The organism is Leptotrichia rugosa (genome assembly GCF_041200005.1).
GTDB lineage: Bacteria > Fusobacteriota > Fusobacteriia > Fusobacteriales > Leptotrichiaceae > Leptotrichia > Leptotrichia rugosa.
The window spans coordinates 999,541-1,013,752 of the sequence record NZ_CP165644.1; the positions used below are offsets into that span (position 1 = coordinate 999,541).

The following is a 14,212-nucleotide window of genomic DNA, read 5'->3' on the forward strand; positions in this document are numbered from 1 at the left end:
AAATTTAAATTATGAAAGGGGAAAGAATGTCAAATAAACCATATATAGCGACGAGAGAATTAGTTATATTTCCAGAAACTGTAACGCCGATTTTTATTGGAAGAGAAGCTAGTTTAAAAAGTCTGGACGAAGCGATAAATAATTTTGACGGAAAATTAGTTCTTTCAATGCAAAAGGATACGGAGATGGAAGAGCCAAAATTACCAAAAGATGTTTATACAACAGGTGTTTTAGTAAAAATAATCCAATCTGTTGAAATGCCGAATGGGAATATAAAAATTTTGGTTGAATCAAAATCTAAAGTTGTAATAAATAAATTTGAAAAACAAAATGGTGTAATTTTTTGTGAATATGAAAAAATATTTTTAAGACCTATTTCTGAGAGCAAATCTCAGGCATTGAGAAAAAAAGTTTTGGAAAAATTTTCAGAATATGCGAAAAAGACGCAAAAAATTTTGCCAGACATTGTTCAAAATATAAATGGAATTGAAGATGTAGAAAAAGTTTTTAATTTAATTTGTACACATCTGCCAATAAAATCAGTTACAAAGCAGGAAATTTTAGAAATTACAGATATTGAAAAATGTGCTCTAAAAATTTTGGAAGTATTGAGTATTGAAATGGAAGTGTTTGTACTGGATATGAATATTGAGAGCCGTGTAAAGGAGCAGATGGCAGAGTTACAGAAAAATTACTACTTGCGAGAAAAAATTAAAGTTATAAAAGATGAGCTGGGCGAAGAAATTGACAATGAAGAAGATGCGCAAGAATTGGATGGAAGAATTAAAAATTCTAAAATCCCAAAAGATTTGAAGGAAAAACTTTTGAAGGAAGTGTCAAGACTTAGAAAAATGCCTGATTTTTCTTCAGAAGCATCGGTTATTAGAAGTTATGTTGAAACGGTTTTAGATTTGCCTTGGAGCAAGTCGACGAAAGATGAAATTGATATTGAAAAAGCAAAAGAAATATTGGATGAGGATCACTACGGTTTAGAAGAAGTTAAAGAGAGAATCTTAGAATTTTTGGCAGTTAAAAAATTGAATAATACGTTAAAAGGTTCAATTATCTGTCTTGTTGGACCTCCAGGTGTTGGAAAAACTTCGCTTGCACATTCAGTTGCTCGTGCAATGAACAGAAAATTTACAAGAATTTCGCTTGGTGGAGTCAGAGATGAAGCTGAAATTCGTGGACATAGAAGAACTTATGTGGGAGCTATGCCAGGAAGAATTGTAAATTCGCTAAAACAAATTGGAGTAAATAATCCTGTTATGTTGTTTGACGAAATTGACAAAATGGCATCTGATTTTAGAGGAGATCCAGCGTCTGCTATGCTTGAGGTGCTAGATCCCGCACAAAATAACAATTTTGAGGACCATTACATAGATCACACTTTTGACTTGTCCAAAGTATTTTTCATTTGTACAGCAAACGACTTGGGTGGAATTCCGGGACCATTAAGGGATAGAATGGAGATAATTTTTATCGAATCGTATACAGAATTTGAGAAATTAAATATTGCAAAAAGATATTTAATTCCACAAACTCAAGAAGAAAATGGATTGAAAGATTATAAAATTCCATTTTCAGATGCTTCGATTTTAAAGATTATTAACGAATATACGAGAGAAGCTGGAGTTAGAAACTTAAAAAGAGAAATTGGGAAATTATTTAGAAAGATGGCAAAGGAAGCAGTTCTTTCAAAAACTAAAAAATTGTCAGTTACAGAAACAAAAATTAAAAAATATTTGGGAAATGTCAAATATAGACCTGATAAGATTAGAAAAGAAGAAGGAAAAGTTGGAGTTGTAAATGGACTTGCATGGACAGTTGTCGGAGGAACTACATTGGAAGTTCAGGCGGTTAAAATGGACGGAAAAGGAAGGCTGCAGCTCACTGGAAAATTGGGAGATGTGATGAAGGAATCTGCTCAAGTTGCCTATTCTTATGTGAGATATATAAAAGATAAATTGGGAATAAAAGAAAACTTTTATGAAAAATGCGATGTTCACTTACATTTTCCTGAAGGAGCGGTGCCAAAAGATGGACCTTCTGCGGGAATTACAATAACTACAGCGATAATTTCTGTTTTGACAAATAAAGAAGTGAGACAAGATGTAGCAATGACTGGAGAAATCACGATTACAGGAGAAGTTTTAGCAGTCGGTGGAATTAAGGAAAAAGTCATAGGAGCACACAGAGTTGGAATAAGAGAAGTTGTACTGCCTTTTGACAATAAAATTGATACGGAAGAATTGCCAAAGGAAATATCGAAACAAATGAAATTTTATTTTGCCAAAACTTACGACGATGTTAAAAAAATAGTTTTTAAAGATGAAAAAAAAGCAAAAAAAGTTGTAACTAAAAAAGTGGCAAAAAAGGTTTCTGAAAAAAAAGAAAATAAGGTAATATAATAAAAAGTCAGATGTTTTGTGCATCTGATTTTTTTGTATAAAAAATATTTAATAACATTCAAAATCTATATAAGTGTATATAGAAATATAGTGATATAGAAATTTTTTGATATATTTACAAAAAGGTTTATATATCTTAACATTCTTCTTTTAATCTTTTAGCTTTTATTTGTTTTATAAATGCCTTCCGCACGTCTCCTAGTCGCAGTTTTAGAATACCAAGTATCTTCCAAAATAAGCGAATCTCTAAAAGGAGTTTTTAAAACTTGCTGTTTCATATGATTTAAAAACATACATCTGGAAGAATGATGATTGTCAAGTGTAACACAGGATGCAAAGTGTATAGCCACTTCTTCAGGTGTAATCTTTCCTTCTTTTTTAATACATTTATTCACATTCGACAAAAGGGAATTTATTCCTTTTCCATTACATCCTCCACATTGAAACATAAGAAGTCTTATATCTTGCTCCAATGGATATTTTGAAAAACCACCGCTTCTCTCGTAAAATGACTGGCTACAATGATAACCACTACAGCGTCTTTTTGCAATTTCACATTGAATTATTATAACCAATTTAATTTTTGATAAATCCATAGCATCACCTCAAAATATATTTAAAACTTTTAAAATCTACTTAAATAAAATTATTTATTATAAAATATCATAATTTTAGGGAAAAATCAATTAAATTAATTTTACTTGATAAGATAAGTAAATTGCAAAAATTAATTGACATTTTTTTTAAAATAAATTATAATTTAAAAAGTAAAAACTTCAATAACTAAGGAGTGAACAAATTGAAAAAAGTACAATTTATAATAATTTCTACAATATTATCTTTTGGGTTGATTGTGTCGGCGGCGTTAATTTCAAATGCAATTGATAAGACAAATAAACTGGATAATAGAATTACAGTAAAAGGAGTTGCCGAAAAGAGAATTAAATCGGACAAGGCACTTATTAAAATAATAATTTCAAATAAAAATGAAAATTTAGATAATTTAAAAAAAGAAATAGATGCGAGTGAAAAAATTGTAATTGACAAGTTAAAAAGTTTAAAAATCAGTGAAAATAGTTACGACATTGAAAATTTAAAAATTCAGCCAAATTATGATAAAACAAAAGAGAAAGCTTCTCAAAATAATGAAGAGACAGTGGCTTTAGAAAGTAAAATTTTAAATTACGACGGACAGGAAATTATATCAATTGTAACTGGAGATATTGATAAAGCTAAAAAGTTCTATGAAAATTTATTGGAGTTAAAATTACAAAGTGACAATATTGAAATTACAAAGCCAGAATATATTGTTACAAACATTGATAAATATAAGAAGGATTTGTTAGTTGATGCAACAAAAAATGCAGAATTTAGAGCAATTGAAATGTTAAAAGTAAACAGCAATGAAATAAACGGTTTAAAAAGTATGACACAGGGACAATTTGAGATATTAAAAGATAATGAAGATATCTTAAATAAAGATGAAGAAATGCAAAATCAAATTTACAAAAGGATGCGTCTAGTTGTGACAGCCACTTATTTTATAAGATATTAGTTAATTTAAAAATAATAAATAAAATAAATTAGGAGGAAAATTAATGAAACCAGCAGCAGAATTAAGACAGGGAAGTACATACAGAAAGGATAACATACCATATTTAATACTAAAAGCTGAAAGACACCAATCCACTTCAGGAAAAAGACAAAGAGCGGCAGAAGTAAAATTTAAGACAAAAGAATTAATTTCTGGAAAAATTCAAGAAATTACAGTACTTGCTACCGAACTTATGGACGACATTATTTTAGATAGAAATCAAATGCAATTTTTGTACGAGAGCGACGGCGATTACAACTTTATGGATCAGGAAACTTTTGAGCAAATAGCATTAACAGCAGAAGATTTAGGAGATGCGGTAAACTTTTTAGAAGAAGAAATGATTATTCAAGTATTGATGTATGAAGGAAGACCAGTTGGTGTGGAACTACCTAATACGGTAATTAGGGAAATCACTTACACTGAGCCAGGATTAAAAGGAGATACAATCGGAAGAGCAACAAAACCTGCAACACTAGCAAATGGTTACAGCTTACAGGTTCCTTTATTTGTCGTAATTGGAGATAAAATCAAAATTGACACAAGAACTGGAGAATACATCGAAAGAGCAAATTAATAACGAAAATAAAAAAAAGGATAAAATTATGAGCTATCGTTAAAAAACGATGGCTTTTTTTGAAAAATAAGTTATAATTAATATTATATTAAAATTTAGGAGATGAGAAATTTATGGATGATAAAAAAATAAAAAAAGCTGAAATAGCTGAAAAAATAAAAAGAATTGAAGAAATGGAAAAAATTTTGGATAAATCGGCAGATATATTTAGAGAAGTAAATTTGGCGCTAGATAGATTAGAAAAAAATTTTTCGGATTATAAAAAATTGGACGAGTATTATAGCAATAAAAATTGGTTTTCGGATGCAAACGATTACAGTAATGGTAATTTGCCGCAGGACTTAAAATGCGGAGTTTTGAGTGAAGATGCGGCTTATGATTTATTTGGGGACAGTCATGAGTTGGCGATTAGAATGGTGGAAATTGCGGCGAAGATGCTTAGAAGATAGTTTTTTATTTAAAGGGGATCAGAGTTTTTTAAATTTATGAAAAATTATTTTAGATGAAAAAATTAAGGGGTTGATTGAAGTGAAAAAAAAGATAATAAAAGGGTTAATATTTATAATTATCATTTTAGGTTTATTTTGCTGTTCAAAAAAGAAAAATACTGATTTAGATTTAGGAAGTGGAATTAATCGGAGTGAAAATACAGTTTTAATTGCTTCATTTAATGCGTTAAGACTTGGAGAAAAACAAAAGGATTATTTAGCGTTTACAAAAATTTTGTCAAATTTTGATTTAATAGGGCTGGAAGAAGTTATGAATGAAAAAGGTGTAAAAAAAGTGAAAGCTCAATTGGAAAAAATGACGCAAGAAAATTGGGATTATATAATTTCAGATCATTCTGTGGGAAGTGAAAATTATCGGGAATTTTATGCTTTTATTTACAGAAAAAATAAATTTTTGGAAGCAAAGCCAGTAGGGTTTTATGTGGAAAAGGATGAAAATGAGTTTATGCGGGAACCTTTTGGCGCATATTTTAAAAGTGGAAACTTCGATTTTGTCTACATCATAGCGCACTCGGTTTTCGGGGACAAAGAAAAGCAAAGACTTATCGAAGCTTCAAATTATGCGAATGTCTACGAATATTTTTCAAAACTCACAGACGAAGATGACATAATTATTGCTGGAGATTTTAACATGTCTGCGGATAGCTTAGCTTTTAAAAATTTGTCTGAAAAATATGATGTTTCATATATTTTAGACCCAAAGGAAAACCCAACAACATTATCGGACACTAAACTTGTAAGTTCATACGACAATTTTTTTATTAATCATAAAAAAACAAAAGAATTTACTGGAAATTCAGGAGTTTATAACTTTATAAAAAATGATAATTATGCTGAGATTAAAAAATATGTGTCAGATCATTTATTAATTTTTTCAGAATATTCGACGACGGGTAAATGAAATTAAACTTAAAAGAAAAATAAATTTTAACAAAAGATAGCAAGAAGTCTCCGGCTTCTACAAGCGGGAGATGAATTGCTTTTTTTTGTAAAAAAAATTGAAAAAAGGATATATTTATGATATAATTTATTCAGTGAAATAATATAAAAGTATTTAATAATAATGTCATATAATAGCAATTATCATTCAGTATTTGATATAAATTATCATATGATTTTTTGTATAAAGTATCGAAGAGAAGTCATTAATGATGAAATTTCTAATAGATTGAAAGAGATTTTTGAAAAAATATGTCCGAAGTATAACATTGTTCTTAAAGAATGGGAACATGATATTGATCATATTCATATGTTGATTAATGCTATGCCTAATACTGAGCTTTCTAAGTTTGTAAATACTTACAAAAGTGCTTCCAGCAGGTTGATAAAAAAAGAATTTCCTGAAATAAGGGGAAGATTGTGGAAAGAATATTTTTGGAGTAGAAGTTACTTAGTTGTAAGTGTCGGAGGTGCACCGTTAGAGATAATTAAAAAATATATTCAAAATCAAAAGGAGGTGTAATTTTGTGAAATATAATTTAGCATTCAAATACAGGATTTATCCAAATAAGGAGCAGGAATTATTGATAAACAAGACTTTTGGATGTGTTCGTTTTGTTTACAATACGATTTTGTACACTGCTAATAAAATTTATGAAGAAACCGGAAAAAATAAAATAATTACACCTGCCAGTTTGAAAAGTGAAAACCAATTTTTAAAAGAAGTGGACAGTCTGGCACTTTCAAATGCTCAATTGAATGTAAAACGATCGTTTACAAATTTTTTTCAGAAGAGGGCAAAGTTTCCAAGGTTCAAATCTAAAAAGAATAATGTTAAAAGTTACACGACAAATTGTGTGAATAATTCAATACGAATTGAGGAAAACAAATATTTGGTTTTGCCAAAATTGAAAAAAGTAAAATTGAAATATCATAGAGAAATACCAGAAGATTACAAGATAAAGTCGGTAACACTAATAAACAGTAATGGAAATTACTATGTTTCTATCTTGACAGAATTTGAAAAAGAAATTCAAAAAATACCAAGTAATGATAAAGTAATTGGGCTTGATTTTTCAATGTCTGAATTATTTGTCAGCTCTGAAAACCAAAGGGCTGATTATCCAAGATATTTTAGGATGTTGGAGAAAAAATTGAAGAAATTACAGAAATCATTGTCAAGAAAAGTGAAATTTTCTAAAAATTGGTATAAACAAAAAATGAAAATATCAAAATTGCATGAGTATATCAAAAATTGTCGAAGAGATTTTTTGCATAAATTATCGAAAAAATTATCTGAAGATTATAATGCCGTGGTTGTTGAAAATTTGAATATGAAAGGGATGAGTCAGGCATTAAATTTTGGGAAAAGTGTAGGAGATAATGGGTGGGGAATATTTTTGAGGATGCTTGAGTATAAACTGATGTTTTTAGGAAAGCAATTTTTGAAGATAGATAAGTGGTTTCCATCGTCGAAAACTTGTAGTAGATGTGGAAACGTTAAAGAGGAGCTGAAATTATCAGAAAGAAGTTATAAATGTGAGTGCTGTGGGATTGAAATTGATAGAGATTACAATGCGGCATTGAATATAAGAAACGTTGGAAAAGAAATAATGGGATATTAGAAAAATAAAGAAAACAGGGCAGGGACTGCCCGAAGAGCTTGGTAAATATATTTGGCTAGCAAAAGCAGGTACTTCCCAAGAAGCTCCCGCTTCTAAAAGCGGGAGTAGTTCACCAAATTAATAAAAAGCTATAAAAATATAGATTAAGCTTTACAATAATATTATTTGTTGCGGAATTTGAGAATAAATTAATAAAATTTGGCGGGAGTTTTAACTCCTGCTTTTTTTAGTTTTTTTATTTCAGTCCTTGAATTTTAATCAAAGATTTGGTAAAATAAATACATAATTAAGTATTGCAAATATTAAAAAATATCGAGATATAGTGTAAAATAGTGATACATTATAATATTTGTATATAAAATAGAAATTTTAAAGTCAAAAAAGGAGAGACTATGTTCAAAATACTAGTTGGAGAATATATTGATGATGAAGCAATTTCACATTTAAAAGAGGCAAAAGATATAAAAGTGGATGTGAAAATTGGAATTAAAAGAGAAGAAATCTTAGATATTATACAAGATTATGACGCTTTAATTGTGAGAAGTGTTATTAAAGTTGACAAAGAATTGCTTGATAGAGCTAAAAATTTAAAAATAGTAGGTCGTGCTGGGAATGGAGTTGATAATATCAATATTCCCGAAGCTACTGCACACGGAGTAATTGTTGCAAATACGCCTGACAGTAACACAGTTTCAGCTTGTGAAATTGCAATTGGACTTATGATAGCGTCAGCAAGAAATATAGTTTCAGCAAATAATTTTATAAAAAGCGGAAAATGGGAAAGAGAAATTTTTGTTGGAAATGAATTATTTGAAAAAACATTGGGAATTATTGGACTGGGAAGAATTGGAAGTCTTATGGCAAAGAGAATGAAAGCGTTTGGAATGAATTTAATTGCATATGATCCGTATATTTCTGATGAAATTTTCAAAAGAAATGGCTGCAAAAAAGCAAATACGCTTGATGAACTTTTAAAAAAATCAGATGTAATTACAATTCATACACCGAAGACAAATGAAACAATAAATATAATAAATTCTGAAAATATTTCTAAGTTAAAAGATGGAGTTAGACTTGTCAATGCGGCTCGTGGAGGATTATTTAATGAAGAAGCGGTTGCAGAAGGTCTAAGAAGTGGGAAAATAGCAAGTTTTGGTTACGATGTTCACTCAGTTGAGCCAAGAAGTGAATGTGTACTTTATGAATTTGAAAATGCGATTGCAACACCACATATCGGAGCGACAACTTACGAAGCGCAAAGAAATGTTGGAACTCAAGTTGTAAAACAAGTATTAAACGGACTTCATGGAGAAATCGTGGAAACAGCGGTAAACTTGCCATCAATTGGAAGAGAAGAATATTTAATCGTAAAACCTTATATAAATTTAGCTGAAAAATTGGGAAAAATTTATTTTCAAATTGAAAAAAATCCAATTTCAAATATCGTAATTAATTATTACGGTGAAATAGCCCAGCAAGAAACAGCATTAGTTGATGCAACTGCAATAAAAGGGATTTTGGAGCCTGTGTTAAAAGAAGAAGTGAATTACATAAATTCAAGACCGCTTGCTGAAAAAAGAGGAATTAATATTTCAATAAATAAAAAAGATGAAAAGTACAAAAATTATGCGTCAGCAATTGAATTTGTTGTAAGTAATGAAGAAGGGCATAAAGTTCATGTTGTCGGAACAATTGGGATAAATGGTGAAGAGAGAATAGTAAACATCAAAAAACACGATGTCGACATGGCAATTTCAGATAACATGATTTATCTTGGAAATGACGATGTTCCAGGAGTAATTGGAGCTGTTGGAGCAACATTAGGAAAAGCTGGTGTGAATATTGCAACAATGAATGTTGGAAGAAGAGATAACAGTGCTATAATGCTACTTACTGTGGATAGTGAAGTAGAAGGGAATGCACTTAAAAATTTGAGACAATTAAGTCAAATTAAATGGGCTCATTATTTGGATTTGAAATTATAAAAAATATAAAACAAAGAAAAGAAAAAAAAGAATAAGAAAGGAGCACGATCGAAAAGTTTTAATCAAATTAAAATTTTTCGATTTATAATAAGAAATGGGTTTAAAATTTAAAGTTAGAGTACCGGGAACTTCTGCAAATATTGGTGTTGGTTATGATTGTCTGGGAGTTGCACTAGATTATTTTTTGGAAATGGAAGTTGAAGAGAGCGATAAAATTGAGTTTTTTGAAAATGGAAAACCTTTTCCAATACCGATTGAAGAAAATTTAATTTTTGAAGCGATAAAATATACTGAAAAACATTTGGTAAAAAATATTCCAAGCTACAAAGTGAATATTACAAGAAACGACATTCCTATTTCTCGTGGGCTTGGGAGTAGCTCATCAGCAATTGTTGCGGGAATTTTAATTGCAAATAAATTTGCTGGAGATGTTTTGGACGTGGATAAAATCGCAGAATTAGCTGTGGAAATGGAAGGACATCCAGACAATGTCGTACCTGCAATATTTGGAGGAATGGTCTTGACTGCTCACGACAAGGATAAATTGGTGTATAGTTCGCTTCTTAGTTCAGATGACTTATGTTTTTATGTTATGATACCAGATTTTAAATTATCAACTGAGAAAGCTAGAAGTGTACTTCCAAATTCTTATTTAGTTTCGGATGTAATTAACAATATGTCAAAACTTGGGTTATTAGTAAATGCTTTTAGCAAAGGAGAATATCAAAATTTAAGATTTTTATTGGGAGATAAAATTCATCAGCCTTATAGATTTGCACTTATAAACGATTCTGAAAAAATATTTGAAATGTCGAAAAAATATGGAGCATTGGGAGAGTACATAAGTGGTGCGGGACCAACTTTAATCTCGCTTAATTATGACAACGATGAATTTTTGGAAAATATGAGAAAAGAACTTGAAAAATTGCCAGATAAATGGACTATTGAAAAGAAAAAAATAAATTTATATGGAGCTGAAGTTTTTTAAATAAATAAAAATTTTAAAATAAATAAATTTAATAAAAAATAATTGATATTTACTGTATTTTACAGTTTATATCTTTTATTTTTTTTATAAAAAATTAGAAAGGGGAAAGATGGAAAATCCTAAAATAGGAACTCTTGAAGTAATAACTGGAAGTATGTTTTCTGGGAAAAGTGAAGAGCTTATAAGACGACTCAGAAGAGCAAAATTTGCAAAACAAAAAGTTGTTACATTTAAACATTCTGTCGATAATAGATATGGAGAAAATGGCGTATTTTCTCATAGAAAAGAAAGTATTTTTGCATATCCAGTAAAAGATGTCGCTGAAATGGAAAAAATTATGGATGAAAATATTGATGCCGAAATTATTGGAATTGATGAAGTTCAGTTTTTTGGTGATGAAATTGTGGATTTTTGTAAGAAATATGTCAATTTTGGGAAAAGAGTGATTGTGGCAGGGCTTGATTTAAGTTTTAGAGCAGAGCCGTATGAGCCTGTTCCAGAACTTATGGCAATTGCCGACGAAGTTGATAAATTACATGCTATTTGTACCGTTTGCGGAAAACCTGCTTATGCGAGCCAAAGACTTTTAGATGGGAAACCTGCGTATTATGAAGATCCGCTTATGATGGTTGGAACAAGTGAAAATTACGAAGCTAGATGTAAAAGGCATTTTATTATAAATCACAGAAATGAAAAAAAAGCTAAAATTTATTTTTTTGTTGGAACTGAAATTAATGTTGGAAAAAAATTTGTTGAAGAAATGTATATAAAAAATTTGGCAAAACATGAAAATATTAAAAGTGAAACGATAATTCTAAGTGGAAATATTTTAAATTGTGAAAAAAATGCGATAAAAAATTTGCGGAAAAAAGTTGAAGAAAAAATTTCAAAAAATGATTTTTTGTTTGTGAGAATTACAGGTGGGATTTTGCTTCCAATTGAAAAAAATTATACAATTTTGGATTTTATGTGTGAGTTACGAAAAGATTCTGAAGTTGTAATTGTTTCAAAAAATAAAAAGGGAGCTTTGAATCAAATTTTAGTCATGGCTGATCTGATAAAAAAATCGGATTTAAATTTAAGAGAAATTGTTTATAAAAAGACTAGCAATAATAATGAAATTGAAGAAAACCAAATAATTGAAAAAATTTCTAAATTAGCTGGAATTGGATATAGAATGATTTAGAAAATAAAAAAGGAGAAGAAAATTGAGTATTTTAGATAAATTGAATGAAGAACAGAGAAAAGCGGCGGAAAAAGTTGAAGGGCCTGTGTTAATTTTAGCTGGAGCTGGAAGCGGGAAAACGAGAACAGTCACTTACAGAATGGCACATATGATAAAAGAAAAAGGAATTTCACCACTTAACATACTTGCGTTAACTTTTACTAATAAGGCTGCAAGAGAGATGAAGGAAAGAGCTGAAGAACTTATTGGAAGTGAAGCACAAAACTTGGTAGTATCAACATTTCACGCTTTTTCTGTAAGACTTTTAAAAATGTATGCTGATAGAATTGGATATGACAGAAATTTTAATATTTATGATGTGGACGACCAAAAATCCATTATTACAAAAATAAAAAAAGAAATGAACATTGGAGACAATGACAGTTCAAAACCTGGAGTTTTGGCAAATAGAATTAGTAAATTGAAGGAACAGGGAATTGGTGTGAACGAATTAGGGCAGCAAGTTGACTTGAAAATTCCAGCAAATAAAATTTTTGCACAAATTTATCAAAGTTATAATGAAACTTTGAAAAAAAATAATGCGATGGACTTTTCGGATTTGCTTGTGAATGCAAGAAAATTATTGGATGATAAATTTATTCTTGAACGAATACAAGAGAGATATAAGTACATTATGGTGGATGAATATCAAGATACAAATGATATTCAATACGAGATAATCAATTTGATTGCAGAAAAATATAAAAATATTTGCGTCGTGGGAGATGAAGACCAGAGTATTTACGCTTTTCGTGGAGCAAATATTAACAATATACTGAATTTTGAGCGAGATTACAAAGATGCGTTTACCGTAAAATTGGAGCAGAATTACCGTTCAACTAAAAAGATACTTGATACAGCAAATGAACTTATTAAAAACAATAAAAGCTCGAAGGGAAAAAATCTTTGGACAAATTCTAGTGAAGGAGAAAAAATTAAAGTTTACAACGCCACAGATATTTTTGATGAAGCAAATTATATCGTGTCGGAAATAAGAAAAAAAGTTAAAAATGGAGCTTCTTATAAAAATATGACGATACTTTATCGTACAAATGCACAATCTCGAATATTGGAAGAAAAATTGCTGGCAGCTAATGTACCATATAAAATTTATGGTGGAATGCAGTTTTTTCAAAGGAAGGAAATAAAAGATATTTTGGCATATTTAAGTTTGTTAAACAACAGAAATGACAATCATAATTTTGCAAGAATTATAAATGTTCCAAAAAGAGCAGTTGGAGAAAAGACACTCCAAAAAATTTCAGAATTTGCGATCGAAAAAAATGTATCAATGTTGGATGCACTGAAATATGTTGATGAAATTTCAATTAGAGCAACTGTAAAGCCAACATTAAAAAGTTTTTACAATATGATGGAAAGTATTCATTCAAACCTTGAAAATTTATCAATAAAAGAGATCTTTGAACAAGTTTTGTCAAAGACAAGCTATATTGATAGCCTTGAAGATAATAAAGAAGATAGAATAAAAAATATAGAAGAACTTTTGAATAGTATAATTGAAGCAGAAAAACAAAATCCAGATATTTCATTAACTGAATATCTTGATATGATTTCATTAACTTCATCATCGGACAACATTGAAGAAGATGAAAATTATGTAAAACTTATGACAATTCACAGCTCAAAAGGATTGGAATTTGACTATGTATTTTTAGCGGGAATGGAAGAAGGACTATTTCCCTCAATTTCATTTGATACGCCAGAAGAAGAAATTGAAGAAGAGCGAAGACTTTGCTATGTGGCAATTACTCGTGCTAAAAAAGAACTGTTTATTTCTTACGCTTCGACAAGAAAAATTTGGGGAAGAGATGACAACTTTAGAAAACCTTCAAGATTTTTGTATGAGATGAAACAGGATAACTTAGAATATGTTGGTGGAAGATTTGGAACTTTAAAAAGATCTTCCGTAGCCAAAAGTGTTCCAACAATTGAAAACTTTAATCCATTTTCAAAAGGTGGATTTGGTAGAAAAGTTGAGCTAAGAAAAGTTGAAAAAACTGAAAATTCAAAATATAAAGTGGGACAAACTGTGATTCACAAAAAATTTGGTTCGGGAAAAATAAAAAAAGTTGATACAAAAAGTATGACTGTGGAATTTAAAGTTGGAGAGAAAAAAATTGCGTTGATACTTGCCGATAAAATTTTGGAAAATTAAAAATTTAACAAATTAAAATAATTTAATTAAAATGAAACTTAAAATTAATGAAACTTAAAATTGTAGTTAGAATTGAAGAGTAGAAAAAAATTCTACTCTTTATTATTAAATAACCATTTTTTATAATTTAAAAAGATAATTTTTGAAATAATGAAATTAAAATAAATTAATATTAAAATTTAA

The 14,212-nt window shown here is 29.4% G+C and carries 12 protein-coding genes; 11 read left to right on the forward strand and 1 reads right to left on the reverse strand.

Annotation, left to right across the window (positions count from 1 at the left end; genetic code table 11):
• The first annotated feature begins 26 nt into the window (after positions 1 to 26).
• Positions 27 to 2,411, forward strand: a complete 2,385-nt coding sequence (lon, locus tag AB8B22_RS04870) for an endopeptidase La (protein WP_369711880.1) — start codon at positions 27 to 29, stop codon at positions 2,409 to 2,411.
• A 158-nt stretch (positions 2,412 to 2,569) separates the two neighbouring features.
• Here the strand turns inward: lon and AB8B22_RS04875 are convergent, their stop codons facing one another.
• On the reverse strand, positions 2,570 to 3,007 hold the full coding sequence (locus AB8B22_RS04875; protein WP_094080399.1) for a CGGC domain-containing protein: 438 nt from the start codon (positions 3,005 to 3,007) through the stop codon (positions 2,570 to 2,572).
• Positions 3,008 to 3,201: 194 nt separating this feature from the next.
• Between AB8B22_RS04875 and AB8B22_RS04880 the strand changes: the two genes are divergently transcribed.
• From AB8B22_RS04880 to AB8B22_RS04925, 10 genes are all read left to right on the forward strand, one after another.
• Positions 3,202 to 3,966, forward strand: coding sequence for an SIMPL domain-containing protein (locus AB8B22_RS04880; RefSeq protein WP_369711881.1), 765 nt, complete (start codon positions 3,202 to 3,204; stop codon positions 3,964 to 3,966).
• A 43-nt stretch (positions 3,967 to 4,009) separates the two neighbouring features.
• On the forward strand, positions 4,010 to 4,582 hold the full coding sequence (efp, locus tag AB8B22_RS04885; protein ID WP_068157814.1) for an elongation factor P: 573 nt from the start codon (positions 4,010 to 4,012) through the stop codon (positions 4,580 to 4,582).
• 113 nt (positions 4,583 to 4,695) lie between these two features.
• Positions 4,696 to 5,031: a DUF4298 domain-containing protein gene (locus AB8B22_RS04890; RefSeq protein WP_369711882.1), complete on the forward strand. Its 336-nt coding sequence runs from the start codon at positions 4,696 to 4,698 to the stop codon at positions 5,029 to 5,031.
• 79 nt (positions 5,032 to 5,110) lie between these two features.
• Positions 5,111 to 5,992, forward strand: coding sequence for an endonuclease/exonuclease/phosphatase family protein (locus AB8B22_RS04895; RefSeq protein ID WP_369711883.1), 882 nt, complete (start codon positions 5,111 to 5,113; stop codon positions 5,990 to 5,992).
• 162 nt (positions 5,993 to 6,154) lie between these two features.
• Entirely contained in the window at positions 6,155 to 6,553 is a 399-nt protein-coding gene (tnpA, locus tag AB8B22_RS04900; RefSeq protein ID WP_369711789.1) for an IS200/IS605 family transposase, read from the forward strand.
• A 4-nt stretch (positions 6,554 to 6,557) separates the two neighbouring features.
• Entirely contained in the window at positions 6,558 to 7,655 is a 1,098-nt protein-coding gene (locus AB8B22_RS04905) for an RNA-guided endonuclease TnpB family protein (RefSeq protein WP_369711884.1), read from the forward strand.
• Positions 7,656 to 8,047: 392 nt separating this feature from the next.
• Positions 8,048 to 9,640, forward strand: coding sequence for a phosphoglycerate dehydrogenase (serA, locus tag AB8B22_RS04910; RefSeq protein WP_369711885.1), 1,593 nt, complete (start codon positions 8,048 to 8,050; stop codon positions 9,638 to 9,640).
• A 94-nt stretch (positions 9,641 to 9,734) separates the two neighbouring features.
• Positions 9,735 to 10,628, forward strand: coding sequence for a homoserine kinase (gene thrB, locus AB8B22_RS04915; protein ID WP_369711886.1), 894 nt, complete (start codon positions 9,735 to 9,737; stop codon positions 10,626 to 10,628).
• A 109-nt stretch (positions 10,629 to 10,737) separates the two neighbouring features.
• Positions 10,738 to 11,814, forward strand: a complete 1,077-nt coding sequence (locus tag AB8B22_RS04920; RefSeq protein WP_369711887.1) for a thymidine kinase — start codon at positions 10,738 to 10,740, stop codon at positions 11,812 to 11,814.
• A gap of 22 nt (positions 11,815 to 11,836) precedes the next feature.
• On the forward strand, positions 11,837 to 14,029 hold the full coding sequence (locus tag AB8B22_RS04925; RefSeq protein WP_369711889.1) for an ATP-dependent helicase: 2,193 nt from the start codon (positions 11,837 to 11,839) through the stop codon (positions 14,027 to 14,029).
• Positions 14,030 to 14,212 lie beyond the last annotated feature (183 nt).